This is a genomic window from Mesorhizobium sp. Cs1299R1N3 (assembly GCF_037179625.1).
In the GTDB taxonomy this organism is placed as follows: Bacteria; Pseudomonadota; Alphaproteobacteria; order Rhizobiales; family Rhizobiaceae; genus Mesorhizobium; species Mesorhizobium salmacidum.
The window spans coordinates 428,698-451,059 of the sequence record NZ_JAPYKQ010000003.1; the positions used below are offsets into that span (position 1 = coordinate 428,698).

The window sequence follows — 22,362 nt, forward strand, 5'->3', positions numbered from 1 at the left end:
CTCAGCCTCCAAATCGCATGGTTGCGGCCAGCTTCAGCGTGATGCCCGGTTCATAGACAGCAACCGTCGTGCCGCCGTTCAGCGGGTTGGCGTATTTGACGTCGAACAGGTTGTCGGCACGGAAATCGACTTTCAGATTGTCGGTCGCCTGATAGCTGGCGAACGCGTTGACCAGTGTGTAGTCCGTGGCCACCGCATTGCCCTTCGGCTTGCCGTTATACTGTACCTCGCCGCCGACGGTCAGCTTGTCCTCGAGGAAGCGCAAGCCGAGCTGAGCGGTGACCTGAGAGGAAGGAATGGTGGCGAGGTCGGCTTCCACACCCTTGTAGGAAACCGTGTGGCCATCCGTGATCGAAGCCGAGAGGCCGGCATAGCCCCATGCCGCGTCATAGACACCTTCCAGCTCGAAGCCGTTGATCTTGGCCTTGGCGAAATTCTGATACTGGAAGCAGATCGGGATGCCGGGGCCGAAGGGGCAGCCGCTGCCTGGAGCGAACGGCGACAGCGTTACGCCGTCGATATAGTCGTCGACATCGTTGTTGAAATAGGCCGCCTTGATACGGAGTGCGTCGCCAGCCTCGAAGATGTCGTTCTGCTTGTAGTTGACGCCGAACTCGGTCGTCTTGCCGGTTTCAGGCCGCAGATTTGGATTGGGCAGGAAGGGGAAGCTGATGCCAGCCGGATGGTTGCCGCTGATCAGAGTCTCCGTGATCGACGGCGAGCGATAGCCTTCCGCATAGGTGCCGTAGAATTGCAGGCCGGCAAGCCCGGCGCTCTCGAACGGCGAGACACCGACCGTGACGCGCGGCGATAGCCTGTCGCCGGAAATATCGTGCGTGTCATCCTTCAGGCTATAGCTGTCGTAGCGCAGGCCGGCGATGACTTCGAGCCAGTCCCAGCTGAGCTTGTCCTGGACGTAGGCGCCCGACACATTCCGCTTGCCAGAAGGGGTGTAGAAACTGTCGCCGCCGGCAGCGCCGCCCGTCTTGACGTTGTCGCCGACCCAGTCACCGCCATAGGTCAGTTCATGCGCGATGCCGCTCGTCTCGAACCGTGACGTGTTCCAGATATCGATGCCGGTCGTGCCGACATCGAATGTCGACTGCGATCCTGCAGGCAGCACCACGGGAAAACCGGTCGCCGGATCGAAGCGGTTCTGCGGCACGAGACTGGTCAGGTCGAGATTGGTCTTGTTGTAGGAGGTGTTGATGTGGAGATCGAGCCAGCTCTTGTCTTCGTCCGTGATGTTGTAGCGGGCCGTGAAGGTGTTCGACTTCAGGTCGACATCATTCACAGACAGGCCGCCGCTGGTCTCGTTCCAGCCATCGCTAGAGCCGACCCAGCCAAGCTTCAGTTCACTGTTCTCGGTCGGCCGGATGGTGGTCTTGAGCAGGCCGCTCAGCACGTCGAAACCAGTGCCGTTGACGGTGTCGCCGCCGCCGTCCTTGTAGTTGTCGTAGTCGCGGTAGACGATGTTGCCCAGCACGTCCCAGTTCTGATTGATCCGATAGGCGCCGGATGCGCTTGATGTCCAGCCCTTGCCGTTGCTTTCGTAGCGTCCAGTAACGGAGCCTGCCCAGGTCTCGTCAGGCTTGAGGAAATCCAGCGCATCCTTGGTATCGAAGAAGACGACGCCGCCAATGGCGCCCGAACCATAGGTGTTGGCGACCGGACCGCGGATCACGTCGACGGATTTGACCAGTTCGGGATCGATGTAGAAGGTCGACTGGGTGCCGTGGTCGGAACGCTGGAAATTCTGGCGCGCGCCATCGACGATGACGGCGACGCGGCCGAAATCCTGTAGGCCTCGGATGTTGATGCTGGTACTGACGCGCCTGGCGTCTGCCTGCGCGGCGACACCTGGTACGCCGAGCAGCATTTCGTTGGGCGTCGTCGCCATTCGGCGGTCGAATTGCTCCTGGTCGACATGGCTGGCCGAAGCTAGCGATTCGATCGCCGTTTCGCCGGTGCGGCTGAGCACCAGGATCTTGTCGAGCAGCGTCGCGCCCGAGGGAGCTGCTTTTTCCTGGTCAGTCTTTTTCGATTGGCCGGTCTGCTCGCTCGCCGGCTGCGTCGCCTGTTGCGCGTGCGCCGATGGCGCGGATAGGGCGATCGCCGCGACGCTTGCAAGCAAAGCCATTGCACGGTTCGCCTTCGACCGGCCGCGCCATTCCCAATTCATCAACCCCATGCCCCAACTCCAAATTCCAGGTTCCATGCTGGCTGGCCCGGGGCTTGCTGGCATTTTTGATCGTATCCGGCATCTTAAATGTTGACTCATTTAGTCCGGTATTGCACTGACTAGTAAACATGATTATTCGAGTCAAGAAATGAATCGGCAATTTCGCAACGCCTAGCCAGATGCCCGGCACAGGAAAGGGATCGACCCAGATGAACACGCACAATCCCAACGATTTTCGCTATCGCGTCCGCCGTTCGGACGATGCCTCCGCCCGTTTCGACCGGATTCCGCTGGCGGTGCGAACGCTGTCCAGCAACACGCTGTTCCAGGGCGAGCACGAGATCGGCATCGAACATCATGGCGCGCTCTACCGGCTGAAGATCACCCGCCAGGGCAAGCTCATTCTCAACAAGTAAGGCAAGGCATCAGGGGTAAAGACATGGACCAGCGCGTAAAACCCGCTCCGCATGAAATCCGGCGGGCACGGACCGAGAATCCGAAAGCGCGCGAGCGTGACCTGGCCGGCCAGCTCGGCATTTCGGAAGCCGAGCTGGTCGCCGCGCATTGCGGCGATGGCGCCCTCCGCATCGAACCGCGCGTCAACGACTTCCTGACCGGTCTCGAGGCCGTTGGCGAGGTCATGGCGCTGACCCGCAACGAAAGTGCGGTGCACGAGAAGATCGGGGTCTATGACAAGGTCGTCACCGGCAACCACAATGCCATGGTGCTTGGCGAGAACATCGACCTGCGCATCTTCCCGAAAGTCTGGGCGCATGGCTTCGCCGTGGAGAAGCGGGACGGCGACGACATCCGCCGCAGCCTGCAGTTCTTCGACGCGGCCGGCGAGGCGGTGCACAAGGTGCATCTGCGCCCGGCCTCCAGCCTCTATGCCTACCAGAAGCTGGTCGCCTCCCTGGAATCCTCGAACCAGGAGCCGACGATCGACATTTCACGGCCCGTTCTCGATGAGGAAAGCGAGGCCGGGACCGCAAGCCTGGACGATCTGCGTGACCGCTGGAGCCGGCTGACGGACGTGCACCAGTTCTTCGGCATGCTGAAGACGTTGAAGCTCAGCCGTCGCCAGGCGGTGCGCATGATCGGCCAGGACTATGCCTGGCTGCTCGACAATGACGCGGTCCGGGCCATGTTCCATCACGCCGCCGAAGGCGAGATGCCGATCATGTGCTTCGTGGGCAACCGCGGCTGCATCCAGATCCATTCCGGCCCGGTCAAGTCGATCAAGACGATGGGACCGTGGATCAATGTGCTGGACGAGACCTTTCATCTGCACCTGCGAATCGACCACGTCCATGAGGTCTGGGCGGTGCGCAAGCCGACCAAGGACGGCCATGTCACCTCGCTCGAGGTCTATGCCGCCAATGGTGACATGATCATCCAGTTCTTCGGCAAGCGCCATGAAGGCGAGGGCGAACGCGACGACTGGCGTTTCCTGGCCGAGCACCTGCCGCGCATTCCAAGCCCGACGGCAGCCTGAGGAAAGTGTAATGCGTTCTGTTTCGAGACTGTCCGCCCTGCGCGGATCGATCATCGGTTCCGCGATCGGCCTTTCCCTGGCTTTCGCCGCAATGCAACCAGCCGGCGCCACCGAAGGCGTTTCGGTCTTCGCCGACCCTTCGAAGATCGCCGCCATTGGCGGTTCCATCACCGAAATCGTCTATGCGCTTGGCGAGGAAAAGCGTCTCGTAGCGCGCGATTCCAGCAGCCTCTATCCGAAAGCGGCACTCGAATTGCCCGATGTCGGCTACATGCGCCAGCTGTCGCCGGAAGGCGTCTTGTCGGTCAATCCGACAGGCATACTGGCATTGCACGGCAGCGGCCCCAAGGAAGCCGTCGACGTGCTGAAGAAGACGAGCATTCCCTTCATCGAAGTGCCCGAGCAATACAACCGCGAAGGCATCCTCCAGAAGGTCCGCATTGTCGGCAAGGCGCTCGGGGTCGAGGCCAAGGCGGAGGTGCTGGCCAAGGCGCTCGATGCCAAACTCACGGCCGCCGAAAAGCAGACAGAATCGATCAAGGGGCGCAAGCGCGTCCTGTTCGTGCTCTCGATGCAGGGCGGCAAGATCATGGCGGCCGGCAGCGACACCGCGGCCAACGGCATGGTCAAGCTGGCGGGCGGGGTCAATGCGGTGGAAGGCTTTTCCGGTCACAAGCAGATGTCCGACGAAGCGATCGTCACCGCCAGGCCGGACGTGATCCTGATGATGAGCAATGCCGGGCCTCCTGTGTCGGACGACGAAGTGTTCGGCAATCCATCCATAGCCTCGACGCCGGCCGGCACCGCGCGCAAGCTGATCCGCATCGATGGCGCCTACCTGCTCGGCTTCGGGCCACGCACGGCCGACGCCATCCACGACCTCGCCGTGTCGCTTTATGGCGCACAGGTCACGGACTGAGCATCATGGCCGACCAGTCGATCGCCGGTCCAGTGAAGGCGATGGGTGCATCCGAAGGCGATCGTTCCGGTCGCGCCCGTGCCGTCATCCTCTTGCTGTGCCTGGGCCTGGCGATCGCCGTCTTGCTTTCGCTCACATCCGGGGCGTCGGACGCATCCGCCGTGAACGTCATCAGGAATTGGCTCTTTGGCACCGTCGCCGGCGATGCGGCCCTCAACGCGCGTGACAGCCTGATCGTCTACGAAATCCGCCTGCCGCGCGTCATCCTCGGCATGTTGGTGGGCGCGGCGCTCGCGGTTTGCGGCGCCGTCATGCAAGGGCTGTTCCGCAATCCGCTCGCCGATCCCGGCCTGATCGGGGTTTCAGCCGGCTCCAGCCTTGGCGCGGTGGCCGTCATCGTGCTTGGCGGGACCGTGCTGGCACCGGCGACCGCCTTGCTTGGAACGCTCGCGCTGCCGTTTGCGGCGTTTTTCGGCGGCCTCGCCACCACACTGGTGCTTTATGAGGTCGCCACGCGACGCGGGCAAACCTCGGTCGCCACCATGCTGCTCGCCGGCATAGCCCTGGCGGCACTTGCCATGGCGCTGACCGGAATCCTGATATTCATGGCCGACGATCGCCAGTTGCGCGACCTGACCTTCTGGTCGCTGGGATCGCTCGGTGGTGCGACATGGGCCAAGATCGCTTCCGTGGGGCCCATCATCATCTTGGCGCTGGCGGCGATGCCGTTCCTGGCCCGCGGCCTCAATGCGCTGGCGCTCGGCGAGGCCACCGCCGGCCATCTCGGCATACCGGTGCAGCGGCTGAAATACACAGCCGTCATTGGTGTCTCGGCGGCGGTCGGGGCGTCCGTCGCCGTCAGCGGTGGCATCGGTTTCGTCGGCATCGTGGTGCCGCATCTGCTGCGCCTGCTGATCGGCCCGGACAATCGTTACCTGCTGCCGGCCTCGGCGCTGCTCGGCGCCTCGCTGTTGCTGTTCGCCGATGCCGTCGCCCGCACCATCGTGGCGCCGGCCGAATTGCCGATCGGCATCGTCACCGCCGTCGCTGGCGCGCCGCTCTTCCTGTGGATCCTGTTGCGCAAGCGCGGCGTGATCGACCTGTGAGATTTGGGACCTGTAGGAGTGTTTCATGATCGAAGCGCGCGATGTTTCTGTGGCGATCGGCAAGAAGCGTATTGTCGTTGATGTCGATTTCGAAGTCGGGCCGGGTGAAATCTCGGCCATCGTCGGTCCCAACGGCTCGGGCAAGACGACCTTTCTCAAGGCGATGTCGGGGGATCTCGCCCATACCGGACGGATCGTCATCAACGGTCGCGAGCTGTCGACGATGAAGCCGGTCGAGGCTGCGACGGTGCGAGCGGTGTTGCCTCAGGCAACGACCTTGTCCTTTCCCTTCACGGTGCGCGAGATCGTCAGGCTTGGCCTCGTCGGTGGCCGCTCGGGCGTGCTGTCCGGCGAGAACGAACGCCTGCCGGAGCGGGCGCTGGCGCGGGTCGATCTCGACGGCTTTTCCGGGCGTTTCTACCAGGAACTTTCGGGTGGTGAGCAGCAGCGCGTCCAGCTTGCGCGCGTGCTGTGCCAGGTCTGGGCGCCAGTTCTCGACGGCAGGCCGCGCTATCTCTTCCTCGACGAACCGGTTTCCAGCCTCGACATCAAGCATCAGCTGATTATCATGAACATCGCCCGCGATTTCGCCAGAAGAGGCGGGGGCGTGGTCGCGATCCTGCACGACCTCAATCTGACGGCCATGTATGCCGACCGCGTCTTCGTGATGCATCGCGGCCGGCTGGCCGCGACCGGCTCGCCGCGGGAGGTGCTAAGCGATGAGCTGATCGAAAAGGTGTTCGATTGCCGGCTCAAGGTCGGCGTGCTGCCGGCTAGCGACATGCCGTTCGTGCTCCCGCAATCGTCGGTCAGCTGATATTCAGCCGACCTCGCACGACTCGACAGGGATCAAGCTGCCGGCGCGCGGCGCTCCATCAACAGATCGATGCCGAGCAGGTTGCGCACATTCGGCCGCGCCGCCACCAGGTCGGCGATCGTGTAGCGGGCAAGCACGGCGAAGAAGGCGTTGAGCGCCTCGCGCAGCGCCGAATTCAACGCGCAGCTGTCGACGAGCGGGCATTCGGCCGCGTCGTTCTCGAAGCACTCCGCCATCGCAAAGCTTTCCTCGGTCACGCGCACAACGTCGAACAGGCTTATCGCTTCGGCGGCACGGCCGAGCCGTACCCCTCCGTTCCGGCCGCGGACAGTCTCGACCAGGCCGTTCTCGACCAAAGGCTGCAGGATCTTGAACAGGAACAGTTCCGACACCGAATAGGCGGCCGCGATCTCAGGGATGCGGCTCAACCGTTCATTGTTGGCGGCACAATACATCAGGATGCGCATGGCGTAGTTGGTCTGGCGGGTAAGCCGCATTTCATCCTCACAAAGCGCTGACACGGTGCAACCATGCCAGAGTGTAGACTTGCTGGCGCGGCTTCATCCGGATTTTCGGAGTCTCCACACTGGCCTCGACGGAATATGGCCTATACCTTGGAATAATTCCAGACTAGCTTCGCGTTATAGCTGAATATTCTCGTCAACTTTATGTGCGTGACCGGGTGAAACCCGGGGGTAATCACTGTCACGGGCATTCTGGCGGTCGAAACACTAAATAGGCTGAGATCGACGAGGAGCGGCCCATCCATGGCTCAATCGGACCAGTCCCTGGCGCCAGTGCGGTTCGATGCCGACGCGGGCGCCAAGCTTTCCGCGCTGCGGCGGACAAAGTTCGTCGCCACGGCGGCACTGGCACTCTGCGTGCTGGTCTTTGCCTTGGCCAAGTCCTTCCAGAGCAGCTATCCGTGGCTCGGCTTCGTCGCCGCCTTCGCCGAGGCGGCAACCATCGGCGGCCTTGCCGACTGGTATGCGGTGGTGGCGCTGTTCAAACGGCCGCTCGGGCTGCCCATCCCCCACACCGCCATCATCCCGGAAAACCAGGACCGCATCGCCGACAATCTCGGCCGTTTCATCGAGGTCAATTTCCTGGCGCCGGAGCCGGTGCGTGAAAAACTCGCCGAGGTCGATTTTTCGGCACTCGTCGCCGACTGGCTGGCCGATGCCGAGCGCGCCGCCGACCTGTCGCGCTTCGTCGTGCGGCTGGTGCCGCAGACGCTTGCCGCAGTCGAACAATCCGGTCTGCGCGGTTTCGTCACCAGCCGCATGCTGGAGCAGATCGAAAAGGTGCCGCTGGCGCCGCTGGCCGCCGAACTCTTGTCGGCTCTCACCGACGATCGCCGCCACCAGAAGTTGTTCGACGAGTTCATCAAGGTCATCGGCCGGTTTCTCAACGACGAACAGGCGCTGGCGACGATGCGCGACAAGATCCGTGAGGAATTGCCGTCGCTGTTCAATCTGTTTCGCGCCGACGCCTATCTCCTGAAGAAGATCGTCGCCTCGGCGGGCTCCCTGCTGGACGAGGTGCGTGCCGATCCCGACCACCCGATGCGCGCCGAATTCGACCGTTTCGCGCTAGGCTTCGTCGAGCGGCTGCGCACATCCAGGCAATATGCCAAGCGAGCGGAGAAAATGAAGCGCGATTTCCTCGCCAGACCCGAAGTCAGGGCGCTGGCCGGCGACATGTGGGAGAGCCTCAGCCTGTTCATCGAGCAGGATGCCAAGGCGCCGAAATCGCTGATCCGGGAGCAACTCGCCAGCATGTTCGTCGAGGTCGGCCGCCATCTTGCCGGCGATGCGCAGATCCGGGCCGACATGAACGGGGGATTCGTGGTGGCGCTGGCCTCTTTCGTCGAGAGCCAGAAGAGCGGCGTATCGAAATTCATCGCCGACCAGGTCAAGCGCTGGGATCTGGCGCAATTGACGCGCCTGATCGAGATGAACATCGGCAGGGACCTGCAATATATCCGCTTCAACGGCATGATCATCGGCGGGCTGGCCGGCATCGTGCTCTATACGATCGAGTTGCTGCTCCCGGTCAATTGATCCGTATCGACCGCCAGGCGTGCGTTCGAAATGGACACACGGCGTTCGAGTGCTATTCTCCCGTCGAGGGCGTCCGCACCCGCGGCAACAGGGGAGAAGACAATCATGGCCAGGCAACCGGAATCCGATTCCTTCATGGAGATGTTCGGCAGATTCGGCCGTGACCTCAAGGTGCCCAATGTCGATGTCGAGGCGATCCTTGCGCATCATCGCAAGAATCTGGAAGCGCTGGAGAAGGCGGCACGGACCAGTGCGGCCGGGGCATCCTCGCTGTTGTCGAGGCAGCGCGAAATGCTGCAGGACACGCTGCGGGAAGTCGCCGACATGGCGCAGAGCTACCGCGCACCGGGCAATCCGCAGGAGCTCATGGCCAAGCAGGCGGAGTTTGCCAGAAAATCCTTCGAGGCGGCGCTCAAGAACGCCGGTGAAGTGGCTGAACTGGCAAGGAAATCAGGTACCGAATCGATCGATATCCTGCGCGCGCGCATCAAGGAAGCGATGGAGGAGGTCCGCGCCGGTTACGGGCAGAAGTAGGTTCTCATCGGCTGTCGTTCCGTCCTCGGCCAAGCACGCCGGTTCGCGATTCCGCAACCTTGCGCATGGTTGTATTAGCGCCACAGCATAAGCTCCCGGCAGCCTGGAAGGTTGGAAAATCCGAATTCGGCCTGCCAACGCGTGGCAATGCATGGCACGAGTGAGCTCGAATCCGTCGGAACGGATTTGCGCAGGATGAATTGACAGAGGCCGCCGGTTCGTGGTCCGGAAGCTTTGGAAGCGATCGGGAAAGCAGGAATGACGGAAGTACGGCCTAAAACGCCGCCTAGCTACGAGCAGCTGAGAACGATGTCCGGACAGGAGCTCGGCGTCTCGGAATGGACCACGGTCGACCAGAACCGTATCAACCAGTTCGCCGACTGCACCGGCGACCATCAATGGATCCACGTCGATCCTGAACGGGCGCGGCGGCAAAGCCCGTTCCGCACCACGATCGCGCATGGCTATCTGACGTTGTCGATCATCGGCGCGCTGGCCCTCGACATGGGGATCGTTCCCGAGAATACGCAGGCCGCCTTCAATTACGGTTTCGACAAAGTGCGTTTCCTGGCGCCGGTCAAGGTCGGCGCACGCATTCGCCTGCGCACGACGCTGCTTTCCATGGAAGACAGAGGCCCAGGCCAGTATCTGATGAAGGCAGCCAACACGGTCGAGATCGAAGGCGAGGAAAAGCCGGCGCTGATGGCTGAAACGCTGGTCATGCTTTACGAACGCCGCAAACGGGCAGGGGCCTGAACGGCGGTCCGCCAGGCCCCTTGCGTCATTTCCTTCAGCTGTTCTTGTCCTGCCTTGTCTGCTTGCTCCGCAAAAGCCTGAGCGCAAGCAGCGTTATCACCGCGAAAACAGCGGCATAGAAGGCCAGGGGCCATGCTGTGTCGCCGCCGAGCAGGAGCACGAACAACGTCCCGGCGATGCCGACGATCAGGCTCTGGACGCAGAAATAGAGCGCCACCGCCGTCCCCGCGACATCGCCGAAGGCTTCGAGCGCGCCATTGGCCGTGACCGATCCGGCGAAGACGATGCCCACGGCCATCACCCACATAGGCAGGACGAAGGTCGTGAAGGAGGGGGCGGCGAAGATCTGGCCCAATGCCAGCATCGCGGCGCGGAGAAGCAACGTCGCCATGCCGCGGGCGAGACTGCCGGCGACGCCCCAGCGGGCAATGAGCGACTTCGCAAATCGCGTGGTCGCGACCATCACCAGTGCCGCCGTGGCAAAGGCGATGCTGAAACCGATCTGCGAGAAGCCGGCGCGATCGATGAGAACCCTGGGCGCTGTCGAGAAGAACACGAAGAAGGTGCCCATCGCCGTGGCGAAGCCGAGCGTGTAGGTCCAGAAGGCGAAGCTACGCAGGATCGTGCCGAAGGCAGGACGCGGACCTGAGCTGTTTGAGGCGCGCGTCTCATGCCATCGCAGCCACGCATTGAGCGTGGCCGCAGCGGCCAGGATGGCAAGCGTGACGAAGATGGCACGCCAGTCGAATTTCCAGGCGATCAGGGCGCCGGCGACCGGGCCCAACGCCGGCACGAAAGCCAGCATGGAGCTGAACAGACCATAGATGACCGTGCCCTCCGGCCTTTCGGCATAGACATCCCGGATGGTGGCGAAGGTTGCGACCAGAACCGCCGATGCGCCCATCGCCTGCACGATGCGCATCACGACAAAGGGCGTGGCAAGCGACGTGACGGCGAGCAGGACGGAAGCGGCTGCGAACAAAAGCCCGCCGCCGATCAGCACCGGGCGCCTGCCTATGCGGTCGGAGATCGGGCCGAACACGACCTGACCGAGGCCGAGGGTCACCATGTAGAGGCTGAGCGTCAGCTGAATGATGGCAGGCGATGTGCCGAGAGCTTCCGGCATCACCGGAACCACCGGCAGGTAGATGTCCATGGCCAGCGAGGCAAGGATATCGAAAGGCGCCATCAGCAGCAGCGCCGAAGGCAAGGAATAGGCCCATATTGGGGTGGGTCGTTTCGGAAAAGGCATGATTGAGCATCCGCACAAATGGTGAGATTTGGCGGCGATTCTGCCATTTCATGGTTGGTCTGGTTTGACGGGGCAGAAGGCCGCAACAACGAGGTGTCGCCGCGGCTTATTTGTCTGCTGACTTGGTGGTTCCCATACCGCTGTCCCGAAATTTGACATCGCAGACATGCGTCCGCGCGCCGGTCAGTACCAGCGCGGGATCGGCTCGGCAACCTTTGCGCTGCTCCATGAGCTATCAAACGGTTCGGTTCAAGGCAGACTGGGTTCCGCTCGGCGAGCGACGCGGGCGGAGAGCAGGGCAAGGACCAGCGCGGCCAGGGCCAGGGCGGTGGCTGTCCGAAAAGTGATCTGCATGCCTCGGGCCGCGACCGCGGAACTCAAGAGCTGTTGCCCGATCCCTTGCCGAGCGTCACTTGATGCGATCGCGAATATGGCGCCCATCAGCGATGCGCCAGTGATGAGGCCGAGATTGCGCGACAGGTTGAGCAGACCGGAAACGACGCCACGTTCGTTTGCGCTTACACCGCCCATGACGGCCGCGTTGTTGGAGGTCTGGAACAGGGCGTAGCCGAAGCATGTGACGGTGATTGGAACGACATAGCTGGCAATGCCGAACTTGGTCAGGGCAAGCGACAGGAGGAACGTCCCCGTGGCGAGGCAGGCCAGGCCGGCGACCATCATCGCGTGGGCGCCGAGGCGATCGGTCAGGCGGCCGGCCAGCAGCGCCGACAAGGTCGAGACAAGCGGCCCGGTCGAAAGCGCCATTCCGACCATCGCGGCATCCAATCCGAGCCCGCGCGACAGATAGAACGGAGCAACCACGAGGGTTGCCATCATCACCGTCGCGACGATGAGACTCATGGCAAGGCCGGCGCTCAGCCGTGGGTCGCGGAAGCGGGCGAGTTGGATCAGGGGCGCCTTCGCCTTCGCCTGCGCGATGGCGAACACGATGACGCCGATACCGGCCGCGACCAGCAGGCCCAAATTGGGCATGCCGAAATTGCCTCTTCCAAGCGTCAATGCCAAGGCATAGGCGCCCAAGGTAAGGGCCAGCAGGGCGGTGCCCGTGGCGTCAAACGTGCCTCGACCGGCCTCCATTGTCCCGCTGCGCGCCGGCAGGGCACGCCAGGCGAGAGCGAAGGTCAGAAGGCCCAGCGGGACATTGACAAGAAAGATAGCCCGCCAGCCAAGGCCAGCGATCAAAAAGCCACCAAGCGAAGGCCCGAGCGTCGTGCCGATCGCGGACATGGCGCCGAGCAGGCCCATGGCGCTGCCGGTTCGCTCCTTGCTCACGGTTTCCGCGACGAAGGCCAACGTCAGCGCCATCATCAGCGCGGCGCCAAGCCCCTGCATGGCGCGTGCCGCGATCAGCAGCCAGAGCGTCGGTGCCAGGCCGCAGAGCACCGATGCCAGGGTGAACAGCGCGATGCCGCCGAGCAGCAACGGCCGGCGCCCGAACATGTCGGCCAGCCGCCCGGCGCCGACGATCAGTGTCGTGATGGCGAGCAGATAGGCGAGAACCACCCATTGCACGGACTGGAACGATGCATCGAAAGCCTGCATGAGCGAGGGCAGCCCGACGCTGGCGATGCTGGTTCCCAATGACGATAGCAGCGTTGCGAGCGACAGGCTCGCCACCGCCAGGCCGGTGGACCGGGCCTGTTGCGGCGCCGATATCAGTTCCCGATTTTGCTCAGCGAGTGCCAAGGCGATCTCCTTCTGTCTGCTCCCGAAGCGGAGCCGTCGGAGATCTAGTCTTGTGATTGATATGGCGGAAGGTGCATCATTTGCATCTTATCCGTGCGTCAAACGCCATATCATGCTAGGATCGAGCGATGATATCGCCAGATCTCAATCTGCTGTTTGCCCTCGATGTCCTGCTGGCCGAGGGCAGCGTGGCGCGCGCGGCTCACCGTCTGCGCCTCAGCCCCTCGGCGATGAGCCGAACGCTGGCGCGGCTGCGCGAGGCAACGGGCGATCCTCTGCTGGTGCGTGCCGGGCGCGGCCTGGTGGCGACGCCGCGTGCGGAGGAATTGCGGTCACAGGTCGGCCGTGTCGTCCAGGACGCGGAAGTGCTCCTGCGCCCTGCCGAGTTGCTTGACCCCTCAAGTCTGGACCGGATCTTCACATTGCGCACCAACGAAAGCTTCGTCGAGGAGTTCGCGCCTCGTCTCGTCAGCCGCATCGAGGCCGATGCACCAAGGGTGCGGCTGCGTTTCTCGCCGAAGTCCGATAAGGATGCGATGTCGCTGCGCGAAGCGGCGATTGACCTAGAAATTGGCGTTGCTGGCGAGACCGGACCCGAAGTGCGCATCCAGGCGCTGTTTCGCGACCGTTTCATCGGCGCTGTTCGATCAGGCCATCCCCTGAGCGAGGGCAAGGTGACGCCCGAGCGCTATGCGGCCGGCCGGCACATCAGCGTTTCGCGGCGCGGCCGCGAGAAAGGGCCGATCGACGAGGCCCTGAGCACGATTGGCTTGCGGCGGACAGTCGTGTGCATGGTCTCGGGCTTTTCGGCAGCACTTGCCATGGCCCGAGCCTCGGACTTGATCGCCAGCGTGCCCGAGCGGCATACGACAGGAGCGCGCGCCGGCATGCACAGTTTTCCCCTGCCGGTCGCCACCTTGGACGTCACCATCTCCATGCTCTGGCATCCGCGCCTCGATGCCAATCCGGCACAACGCTGGTTGCGTGAGTGCGTGCGCGAGGTTTGTTCGAAGCACTGACGATTTCGTGCCAAATCAGCGAGCCATCGCCGTTTCGAGCGCCTTGAAAATCCGCTCGTCCGCGCACTGGGCGACGTTGAAGCGCAGGAAGCGACTGGCGGACTGCGACAGGCTGAACGCATTGCCGGGTGCCAGCACGATGTTGTCGGCCAGGGCGCGGCGGGCGATTTCGGCCGCGTCCACCCCGTCCGGCAGGCCGCACCACAGGAACAGCCCGGCCGGCTGCTCGATCCAGGGCATGATGCCGATCGCTTTCAGCCGGGCGCTGGTTTCAACCATGGCGCGCGCAAGCTTGGCGCGCAGCAGATCCATATGTTTGCGGTAGCTGCCGTCCCTCAGCAGCGTCAGCACAAGTTCGGCCGCCAGCCGTCCGCCGCCGAAAGTCGTGGCGATCTTGAGATCGGCCAGGCGCTCGATCCAGTCTCGGGGCGCGGCGATGAAGCCACAGCGGACCGACGCCGAGAGCGTCTTGGAGAAACTGCCGATCTGGACGACGCGACTGAGGCCATCGAACGCCGCCAGCCTGGGGGCGGGGGTATGCTCGAAATCGGCGAAGATGTCATCCTCGACGATGGTCAGGTCCGACTGGTCGGCTAGCTTGAGCAACCGGTGCGCGGTGACCGGAGACAGGATCGCGCCGGTCGGATTGTGGATGGCGGAGTTGGTGATGTAGAGGCGCGGCCGGTGTTCGGCCAGCGCCTGGGCGAACAGTTCGATGTCCGGTCCCGATGGTGTGTAGGGAATGCTGACGACCTTGGCGCGATGGGCACGCAGCAAAGCGTGGAAATTGAAATAGCAGGGGTCGTCGACCAGCACCGTGTCGCCGGGCTCGATCAGGAACCGGCAGAGCAGATCGATCGCCTGGGTGCCCGATTCCGTCAGCATGATCTGTTCGGGGGAGGCTTCGATGCCGTGCCCGGCCATGCGCCGCGCCAGCAATTGCCGCAGCGGCGGCAGGCCAAGCGGCGTGCCGTAGTCGGCAAGCGCGACATCGTCGGCACGCGCGACCGTACGCAGTGCCCGGCGCAGTCCGGTCTGGGGCATCCATGATGCCGGCAGCCAGCCGCAACCGGGTTTCAGGACCTCCTCGCCAGCCTCCAGCGACTGGCGCGAAACCCAGAGCGGATCGACGGCACGATCGAGCCGGGGGCCGATCTCGGCCAGGGACAGCGGCGCCAGCGAGCCGGCGGCATAAAAACCGGAACCCGGCCGGGAGCGGATCGCGCCTTCGGCGGCGAGCCGCTCATAGGCTTCGACGACGGTGGATTTGGACACCTGCATGGACTTCGCGAAGGCACGGATCGACGGCAATCGGGTTCCCGGTGTCAGGCTGCGCGCTGCGATCCGCTGACGGATGGTCGCCATGACGCTCTCCACAAGGGTGCGTGCGCCGTCGGGTTCCAAGGCAAGGTCTGTCATCCGTACTGCTCAATCCTCCATTACAGTTTCATCGAATTGTACCCCATTGTCTCTGGCCGCACCATGGGCGTCCGCCCGATAGAGGGCGAAAGCAATGGAGCCTGCGATGGACAAGACGGCGAGCGGCTGGGTGAACGGATTTATCGGCGTGCTGATCTTCAGCGGTTCGTTGCCGGCGACGCGCGTGGCGGTGATGGATCTCGATCCCATATTCCTGACATCGGCTCGCGCGGTCATAGCCGGCCTGCTTGGTCTGGCGCTGCTACTTGCATTCCGCGAGAAACGCCCTGGGCGTCATGACTTGCTGTCGCTCGTCATTGTTGCTCTTGGCGTGGTGGTCGGTTTTCCCTTGCTGACGGCATTGGCGCTGAAGCATGTCACTTCGGCCCACTCCATCATCTTTGTCGGCCTGCTGCCGCTGGCGACCGCGATCTTTGGTGTGTTGCGCGGCGGTGAACGGCCCCGGCCGGCGTTCTGGCTGTTCTCATGCCTCGGCAGTGCGCTGGTGGCGGGTTTTGCACTTGCGCAAGGCGTGACGGCTTCGCCGGTCGGCGATGGGCTGATGCTTGCGGCCATCATCGCCTGCGGCCTGGGCTACGCCGAGGGTGCCGCACTGTCGCGCAAGCTCGGCGGCTGGCAAGTGATCTGCTGGGCGCTGGTGCTGTCCCTGCCGATCATGCTGGTGCTGACGTTTGCGACCCTGCCGCCATCCTTCGCCAGCGTCGGCTCCAATGCCTGGATCGGCCTTGGCTATGTCTCGCTGTTCAGCATGCTGATCGGCTTCGTCTTCTGGTATCGCGGCCTGGCGCAAGGCGGTATTGCAGCGGTGGGGCAGTTGCAGCTTCTGCAGCCGTTTTTCGGGCTCGCATTGGCGGCGACGCTGCTGCACGAGCAGGTCAGCCCAATGATGATTGTCGTCACGCTCGGCGTGGTGACATGTGTGTTCGGCGCGAAGAAATTCGCCAAGCGGGATTTGCCGCGGCGTGCGGCTGCATAGGGATGATGCCGACCCTGACTAGTTTTTCGTATAGTCAGGCCCAACCCGTGTCGGCAGGCCGTCGGCGAGTTTCAACCACGGGAGCTTCTCCTCAAAAGCGACATGCAGCGTGGGTGCAAATTTTTCCGGCTCCTCCATCCCCGCTGCAAAAAAATGCATGACACCGGACATGTTCGTTGAGCGGAAGGACAGCGGCGAGCCGCAGTGATCGCAAAATGTTCTTTCCACACCGGGTGAAGAGTTGAATACCTTCGGTGGCTTGCCCAACCATCGCCAGTGGCCGTCCAAGACGCCAATGTAGGTGGTCATCGGCGCGGAACATTGCCGCCGACAACTTTCACAATGACAGACCACGCATGCTTGCGCCGGCCCATCGACTTCAAAAGCAATAGCGCCGCATAAGCAATGACCACGCATGGAAACTCTCCTCAAGTCATTGACCCAATAAGTTGTACCGGGCGTAGCGGGAGAGCCGCCATGAGATGCGTCGAGCTGGCGCTCAATTGCGACATTACCGATGAAGTATCAGCGGCGCCTTCTTGTCGAGCATGGCCTTGGCGGCCATCAGATTGTCGCTTCGCTTTCACCGCCCTTTGGCTCTGAACGAGTTTAAGCTCTAGGTACCCGACTGCGGCACTGTCCTTTCGGCGACATACACCATGTGCATTGAGCTCGGATCGGTCGGCAGCAGGTCAGGGTGAGCGAATTCGCCGCCCTCGATTTTCTTCATCCCCAACCTTTGCATGACGGCTTCGGACCGCTTGTTCGCCAATGCGGTGAATGCGTAGACGCGCGGCGCATCCAGGCTGCCGAATGCATAGTCGAGGGCGGCGCGAGCGGCTTCGGTCGCATAACCCTTGCCCCAATGGTCGCGAGCAAGCCGCCAGCCCACCTCCAGGGCCGGGCCGAAAGGGAAATCGGTCCCGAGGCGGTGCAGGCCGACCGCGCCGAGCAACGCCCCGTCGCCGATACGCTCGGCGGCCCAGAAAATCGGCTCGCCGACTTCGGAAAGCCGCATCAGTTGTTCGACGATGTCGCTGGTCTCAGAGGCGGTCTTCATGCCGCCGAGGAACTGCATCACCTCCGGATCGGCGTGGATAACACCCAATAGGGGCTTATCCGCCTCTCGCCAGGCCCTGAGCTTCAACCGGTCGGTCGCGATCATACACTCTCTCCAAGAGGATCGGCTCACCCCCGCTACCATAATAGCGTTCTGGCTGTGATTGAGTCTCGACCTTAGAACTTCGTCACCACGCCGATGCCGATGCCCTCGAAACCGCCCATCGCCATCAAGGCTGCTGGCGCCTCGTCGAGGCTTATCTTCTTGCCGACCAGCAGTTCGGGCTTGAGCTTGCCGTGGCGGATCATCTCCATCATCGCGGGGTAGCGATAGGCCTGCATGCCGTGACTGCCGAGGATTTCGAGTTCGAAGGCGATCACCTTGTCCATCGGCACTTGCGGTCGGGCATGCTCGCCCAGCATCAGGCCGACCTGCACGTGACGGCCGCGTCGGCGCAGGTTGGCGATCGAGTTGAAGGACGTCGTGGGGTGGCCGAGCGCGTCCATCGACATGTGAGCGCCGCCATTGGTGATCTGCTTGACCGCCTTGACGACGTTCGGCGTCGTGGAGGCGTTGATGGTCGCCACGGCACCGATTTTTTTGGCGAAGTCCAGTTTCTCGTCGGTGAGATCGATGGCGATGACATTGGCGCCCATCGAACTGGCGATCATGATCGCCGACAGGCCGACGCCGCCGCAGCCATGCACCGCCACCCATTCGCCCGGCGTCACCCGGCCCTGGTCGACGATGGCGCGGAACGACGTGACGAAGCGGCAGCCGAGGCTGGCGGCGGTGGCGAATTCCATTTCGTCGGGCAGGCGCACGAGATTGGTGTCGGCGTGTTCGATGGCGACATATTCGGCGAACGAGCCCCAGGCGTTGAAGCCAGGCTGAGACTGATGTTCGCAAACCTGATGATTGCCTGATGTGCATTCGAAGCAGTGGCCGCAACCGACGGCGAACGGCACGGTGACGCGTTCGCCCGCCTTCCAGCGGGTGACGTGCTTGCCGGCGGCGACGACGATTCCCGCCAGTTCATGGCCCGGCACGTGCGGCAGGCGGATATCGGCGTCATGGCCCATCCAGCCGTGCCAGTCGCTGCGGCAGAGCCCCGTCGCCTCGACCTTGATGACGACGCCATCGGCAGCCGGCTTCGGATCGGGCACGGTCTGGATGGTCGGCGCTTCGCCGAATTTCTCGAAGACGACGGCTTTCATCGGTCACTCCACCCTTGAGACTGCACGTGGGAAACGATAACCGATTCCCTGACCGGTCAAGCGGAAATCGATCCCGCGATGCCAACGGAGGAGGTGAATGGCGGTTCGTCGTCTTCTTCCAGCACGTACAGGATATGGCAGCCCTACGCCTCGATATCGGCCAGCACCTTTGCCTCGTCGGCATCGCTGGCTTCTCTATTCGGCATCGATCTGGTTCTGTGGCGCGGCTTTCTGGAAGGCCGGCAGTGCCATGCAGCCGGCATTGATGCGCGAAATCGTCGGATAGGGCATCATATCGACGCCAAAGCGGGCATTGCTGGTGACTTGCGCGGCAAGGCAGATGTCGGCCAGTCCCGGCGTGTCGCCGTGACAGAATGTGCCGGTTTCGGGCGAAGCCGTCAGCAATTGCTCGAGCGGCGCAAAGCCTTCATTGACCCAATGCCGGAACCAGTTGGCGACATCCTGGTCGCCGGCGCCGAACAGGGTGCGCAGGGAGGTCAGCACGCGCAGATTGTTCACCGGGTGGATGTCGCAGGCGATGATCTGCGCCAGCATTCTCACCCGTGCCCGGCTGGGCGGGTCTTTCGGCAATAGCGGAGGTTCAGGTATGGTCTCGTCGAGAAATTCAATGATTGCCAGCGATTGCGTCAGGAGCATGCCGTCCCTCCAGATCAGCGCCGGCACCAGCCCCTGCGGATTGACCGCGAGATAGGCCGCCTCCAGATGCTCGCCGTGACGCAGGTGATGCGGGATGTAGTCATAGCCCACCCTTTTAATCTCCAGGGCGATCCGCACCCGATACGAGGTGGAAGAGCGGAAGTAGTTGTGCAGGACGATGTCGCTCATGGCTTCGGCTGGCCGATGGTCACTTCGATCGTGCCGATGCCGTCGACGCCGCCTGATATCGTTTCACCCGGCTTGACCGCGCCGACACCGGCCGGCGTGCCGGTGAAGATCAGGTCACCGGCCTGCAATTCCACGCCTTCGCTGCAGATCGAGACGATATCGGCAATCGGCCAGATCAGCTCGGCGAGGTCCGCATCTTGTTTCACCGCGCCGTCGATGGCGAGCCAGATACGACCCTTCGCCGGGTGCCCGGATTTCCGCGCGGCAACCAGCGGACCGCAGGGCGCGGAACGGTCGAACGCCTTCGACCAATCCCAGGGCCGCGCCGCCTTCTTGGCGGCATCCTGCAGATCGCGCCGGGTGAGGTCGATGCCGACGCCATAGCCCCAGACATGGTCCAGCGCCTTGTCGCGGGAAATGCGAAAGCCCGATGTACCGATCGCCACCACCAGCTCGATCTCGAAGTGGAGATTTTCGGTCAGCGGTGGATAGGGGATATGAGTGCCGGAATCGACCACCGCGTCGGTCGGCTTGGTGAAGAAGAAAGGCGGATCGCGCTCGTCATTGCCGAATTCGCGCGCATGCGCCGCATAATTGCGGCCGACGCAGAAGATGCGCCGCACGGCAAAGCGTTCGCCGGAACCCGCAATGGCGACAGAAGGCGTTGGCGGGACGGGAAGGACAAAGGCGGTCATGGCGATCTCTGCGTATGATGGCGATACATTCGGCCGATTTCGGGGGTCGGGCAAGGCGTCGCTTTTCATAAAGCATGGGCTTTGCCGCGGCTGGATGAGGAATTCAGGGCTTCCGATCTTTTTGCTGCGATGAATCCCGTCAACAGGCGATAGACTATTTGCCAATAATCCGGCCATGGTCAGGAGACTATGGTGTGCCCGGTAAACCGGAACGAGCCCTATGACCCCTCCCACCGATCGTGTCCGGTTTCTTATCATCGACGACCATCCGCTGTTTCGCGAGGCGCTGCACAGCGCCGTCCAAATGGCTTATCCCGAGGTCGACACGGTCGAAGCGCGATCGATTACCGAGGCGCTGGATCTGCTGGCCGATGCAAAGCCTTTCGACCTGGCGCTCCTCGACCTCAGCATGCCCGACGTGCACGGCTTCGACGGGCTGCTGCAGCTCAGGACCCGTTATCCGCGCCTGCCGGTGGTGATCGTGTCGGGCTATGAGGAGCCGAGGATCATCTCCGAGGCCTTGTCCTATGGCGCTGCCGGCTTCATCCCGAAATCAGCGCGCAAGAGCGATCTCGCCGCGGCAATCCGCTCGGTGATGGACGGCGCGATCTATGTGCCGGAAACCTATGAGGGCCTGCCGCCGGGCGCCGACAGTGCCGATCGCGCCGACATGCTCCAGCGCCTCTCCAAGCTGACGCCGCAGCAGTTGCGCGTGCTGCAGATGCTGCGCCAGGGCCTGCTCAACAAACAGATCGCCTTCGAGCTACAGGTCGGCGAGACCACGGTGAAGGCGCATGTCTCGGAGATCCTGCGCAAGCTCAACGTCTACAGCCGCACGCAAGCGGTGATCGAGGTGTCGAAGCTGGACAATGCCGAGCTGTTTCGCGATCAGGCCGGTTTTTGAGCCATTAGTCCTCCGCTGGGGACTCTAAGCCAGCAAATGCGCCAGCAGCGCGCGCAGTTGCGCGGGCTTCAACGGCTTGCGCATCAGTTCGATGCCGCCGGCGCGCGCTGCCTTGGCCACGGCTTCGGAACTGTCGGCGGTGACGATCAGCGCCGGCACGGCGCGGCCGAGATAGTCGCGGACCTCCGATATGGTGGCGGTGCCGAGGTCGCCGCCGTTGAGATGCTGGTCGGCGATGACGATGTCGGGCACCCAGTCGGTATCGCCGAGCATGTCCAGCGCATCGTCAGTCGAGGTCGCGGCCCGCACCAGGCACTGCCAGCGCTCAAGCAGGAAGGTCATGGCCTCCAGCACCTCGGCATCGTTCTCGACCAGCAGCACCTTGGTGCCGAACAGGCCGTAGCCGCGCGGCCGTTCCAGGCTGGCGGCGCTGGCGATGGCATCGGCCGGCACGCCGAGGCCGACGGGGACATCGATGTGGAAGATGGTGCCGCGGCCAACCTTGGATGAAAACGTCACGGGGTGGCCGAGCGCGCCGGCCATGCGGCGCACGATGGCGAGCCCGAGCCCAAGCCCGCCGCCATCGAGTTCGGCATTGGCCGGCGAGGTGCCGCGATGGAATTCCTCGAACACCGCTTCGCGCTGGTCCTCGGGAATACCGCAGCCCGTGTCGGCGACATCGATGCGGATGGTGTCGCCGCGATGGCGTGTGCCGACGAGCACGCCACCCGAACGGGTATAGCCCAGCGCGTTGGAGAGGATGTTCTGCAGGATGCGGCGCAGCAAGGTCCTGTCCGAGCGGACCACCGCATTGACCGGCCGGAATTTCAGCGACAGCGCCTTCAACTCCGCCACGGGCTGGAAATCCGAGCGCAGCGACGAGAACAACGCCTCCAGGCTGACATCGCCGATGTCGGGCTGGACCACGCCGGCGTCAAGCTTGGAAATGTCGAGCAAGGTGCGCAGTAGGTCTTCCATCGTCTCCAGCGAGCGCTCGACCTGCCGAACCAGTTTTTTTCCCTCCTCGCTGGTCTGCACCTCGGCGAGCGCCGAGACGGAGAGGTGGGCGGCGTTCAGCGGCTGCAGCACGTCGTGGCTGGCGGCGGCGAGGAACCTTGTCTTGGACAGGTTCGCCAGCTCGGCACTCTCCTTGGCGGCGCTGAGGTCGATGTTCGACTGTTCCAGCCTGCGCAAGGTCGAATGCAGTTCCTCGGTGCGCGTGCGCACCCGGTTTTCCAGTGAGATCGCGGTCTGGAACAACGAAAAGGCATTGCCTTGCTGGTCCATCGAGCGCTCGACGCGGCTGACCAGGGCGGCGTTGATCTTCTTCAGCCTGTCGAGATCGTTTATGTCCCTGAGCGGCATTTTGTTGCG

At 63.2% G+C, this 22,362-nt stretch carries 23 protein-coding genes; 11 read left to right on the forward strand and 12 right to left on the reverse strand.

The genetic code is table 11. The features are described 5' to 3' along the window. Window position 1 precedes the first annotated feature (1 nt). Window positions 2–2,140, reverse strand: coding sequence for a TonB-dependent hemoglobin/transferrin/lactoferrin family receptor (locus O7B34_RS10595; RefSeq protein ID WP_337146041.1), 2,139 nt, complete (start codon window positions 2,138–2,140; stop codon window positions 2–4). Beyond that, on the reverse strand, window positions 2,031–2,399 hold the full coding sequence (locus O7B34_RS10600; RefSeq protein ID WP_337146042.1) for a hypothetical protein: 369 nt from the start codon (window positions 2,397–2,399) through the stop codon (window positions 2,031–2,033). The genes O7B34_RS10595 and O7B34_RS10600 overlap by 110 nt, the downstream gene beginning before the upstream one ends. On the opposite strand from O7B34_RS10600, the gene hemP reads away from it, so the two are divergent. From hemP to O7B34_RS10625, 5 genes are read left to right on the forward strand one after another with little or no spacing between them, the layout of a single operon-like run. After that, window positions 2,392–2,598: a hemin uptake protein HemP gene (gene hemP / locus O7B34_RS10605; protein WP_027051401.1), complete on the forward strand. Its 207-nt coding sequence runs from the start codon at window positions 2,392–2,394 to the stop codon at window positions 2,596–2,598. The two genes, O7B34_RS10600 and hemP, sit on opposite strands and share 8 nt — an antisense overlap. A 23-nt stretch (window positions 2,599–2,621) precedes the next feature. Next, the gene (locus O7B34_RS10610; RefSeq protein ID WP_337146043.1) at window positions 2,622–3,677 is read left to right on the forward strand and encodes a hemin-degrading factor; all 1,056 of its coding nucleotides are present in this window, start codon (window positions 2,622–2,624) and stop codon (window positions 3,675–3,677) included. Between the two features lie 10 nt (window positions 3,678–3,687). After that, window positions 3,688–4,596 carry a heme/hemin ABC transporter substrate-binding protein gene (locus tag O7B34_RS10615; RefSeq protein WP_337146044.1) on the forward strand — a complete coding sequence of 303 codons (909 nt, stop codon included), beginning with the start codon at window positions 3,688–3,690 and terminating at the stop codon, window positions 4,594–4,596. A gap of 5 nt (window positions 4,597–4,601) precedes the next feature. Further along, window positions 4,602–5,702: a FecCD family ABC transporter permease gene (locus tag O7B34_RS10620; RefSeq protein ID WP_337146045.1), complete on the forward strand. Its 1,101-nt coding sequence runs from the start codon at window positions 4,602–4,604 to the stop codon at window positions 5,700–5,702. 25 nt (window positions 5,703–5,727) lie between these two features. Beyond that, the gene (locus O7B34_RS10625) at window positions 5,728–6,519 is read left to right on the forward strand and encodes a heme ABC transporter ATP-binding protein (protein ID WP_337146046.1); all 792 of its coding nucleotides are present in this window, start codon (window positions 5,728–5,730) and stop codon (window positions 6,517–6,519) included. 32 nt (window positions 6,520–6,551) lie between these two features. Here the strand turns inward: O7B34_RS10625 and rirA are convergent, their stop codons facing one another. Beyond that, the gene (gene rirA, locus O7B34_RS10630; RefSeq protein WP_027144053.1) at window positions 6,552–7,016 is read right to left on the reverse strand and encodes an iron-responsive transcriptional regulator RirA; all 465 of its coding nucleotides are present in this window, start codon (window positions 7,014–7,016) and stop codon (window positions 6,552–6,554) included. A 270-nt stretch (window positions 7,017–7,286) separates the two neighbouring features. On the opposite strand from rirA, the gene O7B34_RS10635 reads away from it, so the two are divergent. The 3 genes from O7B34_RS10635 to O7B34_RS10645 all read left to right on the forward strand — a co-directional run bounded on the left by O7B34_RS10635 (window position 7,287) and on the right by O7B34_RS10645 (window position 9,872). Beyond that, window positions 7,287–8,582: a DUF445 domain-containing protein gene (locus O7B34_RS10635; RefSeq protein ID WP_337146047.1), complete on the forward strand. Its 1,296-nt coding sequence runs from the start codon at window positions 7,287–7,289 to the stop codon at window positions 8,580–8,582. A gap of 105 nt (window positions 8,583–8,687) precedes the next feature. After that, complete coding sequence (locus O7B34_RS10640) at window positions 8,688–9,116, forward strand: phasin family protein (protein ID WP_337146048.1); 429 nt, start codon at window positions 8,688–8,690, stop codon at window positions 9,114–9,116. A gap of 258 nt (window positions 9,117–9,374) precedes the next feature. Next, entirely contained in the window at window positions 9,375–9,872 is a 498-nt protein-coding gene (locus O7B34_RS10645) for a MaoC family dehydratase (protein ID WP_337130677.1), read from the forward strand. Window positions 9,873–9,906: 34 nt separating this feature from the next. Here O7B34_RS10645 and cml read toward each other — a convergent pair whose 3' ends face one another. Further along, window positions 9,907–11,124, reverse strand: coding sequence for a CmlA/FloR family chloramphenicol efflux MFS transporter (gene cml, locus O7B34_RS10650; RefSeq protein ID WP_337146049.1), 1,218 nt, complete (start codon window positions 11,122–11,124; stop codon window positions 9,907–9,909). 249 nt (window positions 11,125–11,373) lie between these two features. Beyond that, a complete protein-coding gene (locus O7B34_RS10655; RefSeq protein ID WP_337146050.1) occupies window positions 11,374–12,831 on the reverse strand; it encodes an MFS transporter in 1,458 nt (485 codons plus the stop codon). Between the two features lie 128 nt (window positions 12,832–12,959). Between O7B34_RS10655 and O7B34_RS10660 the strand changes: the two genes are divergently transcribed. Continuing rightward, window positions 12,960–13,850 carry a LysR family transcriptional regulator gene (locus O7B34_RS10660; protein ID WP_337146051.1) on the forward strand — a complete coding sequence of 297 codons (891 nt, stop codon included), beginning with the start codon at window positions 12,960–12,962 and terminating at the stop codon, window positions 13,848–13,850. A 15-nt stretch (window positions 13,851–13,865) separates the two neighbouring features. Here the strand turns inward: O7B34_RS10660 and O7B34_RS10665 are convergent, their stop codons facing one another. Beyond that, window positions 13,866–15,269, reverse strand: a complete 1,404-nt coding sequence (locus tag O7B34_RS10665) for an aminotransferase-like domain-containing protein (RefSeq protein ID WP_337146052.1) — start codon at window positions 15,267–15,269, stop codon at window positions 13,866–13,868. A 106-nt stretch (window positions 15,270–15,375) separates the two neighbouring features. Between O7B34_RS10665 and O7B34_RS10670 the strand changes: the two genes are divergently transcribed. Further along, on the forward strand, window positions 15,376–16,266 hold the full coding sequence (locus tag O7B34_RS10670) for a DMT family transporter (RefSeq protein WP_337146053.1): 891 nt from the start codon (window positions 15,376–15,378) through the stop codon (window positions 16,264–16,266). Window positions 16,267–16,284: 18 nt separating this feature from the next. On the opposite strand, the gene O7B34_RS10675 is transcribed toward O7B34_RS10670, so the two are convergent. The 5 genes from O7B34_RS10675 to O7B34_RS10695 all read right to left on the reverse strand — a co-directional run bounded on the left by O7B34_RS10675 (window position 16,285) and on the right by O7B34_RS10695 (window position 20,084). Next, window positions 16,285–16,683: a GFA family protein gene (locus O7B34_RS10675; RefSeq protein ID WP_337141806.1), complete on the reverse strand. Its 399-nt coding sequence runs from the start codon at window positions 16,681–16,683 to the stop codon at window positions 16,285–16,287. 199 nt (window positions 16,684–16,882) lie between these two features. Beyond that, on the reverse strand, window positions 16,883–17,431 hold the full coding sequence (locus O7B34_RS10680) for a GNAT family N-acetyltransferase (protein ID WP_337146054.1): 549 nt from the start codon (window positions 17,429–17,431) through the stop codon (window positions 16,883–16,885). Between the two features lie 71 nt (window positions 17,432–17,502). Next, window positions 17,503–18,543, reverse strand: coding sequence for a zinc-dependent alcohol dehydrogenase family protein (locus O7B34_RS10685; protein ID WP_337146055.1), 1,041 nt, complete (start codon window positions 18,541–18,543; stop codon window positions 17,503–17,505). A 195-nt stretch (window positions 18,544–18,738) separates the two neighbouring features. Next, window positions 18,739–19,389: a maleylacetoacetate isomerase gene (maiA, locus tag O7B34_RS10690; RefSeq protein WP_337146056.1), complete on the reverse strand. Its 651-nt coding sequence runs from the start codon at window positions 19,387–19,389 to the stop codon at window positions 18,739–18,741. Beyond that, entirely contained in the window at window positions 19,386–20,084 is a 699-nt protein-coding gene (locus O7B34_RS10695) for a fumarylacetoacetate hydrolase family protein (RefSeq protein ID WP_337146057.1), read from the reverse strand. Before O7B34_RS10695 ends, maiA begins: the two co-directional genes overlap by 4 nt. A gap of 220 nt (window positions 20,085–20,304) precedes the next feature. Between O7B34_RS10695 and O7B34_RS10700 the strand changes: the two genes are divergently transcribed. Continuing rightward, entirely contained in the window at window positions 20,305–20,988 is a 684-nt protein-coding gene (locus O7B34_RS10700) for a response regulator transcription factor (protein ID WP_337146058.1), read from the forward strand. Window positions 20,989–21,012: 24 nt separating this feature from the next. On the opposite strand, the gene O7B34_RS10705 is transcribed toward O7B34_RS10700, so the two are convergent. Beyond that, window positions 21,013–22,353, reverse strand: coding sequence for a hybrid sensor histidine kinase/response regulator (locus O7B34_RS10705; RefSeq protein WP_337146059.1), 1,341 nt, complete (start codon window positions 22,351–22,353; stop codon window positions 21,013–21,015). Window positions 22,354–22,362: the final 9 nt, after the last annotated feature.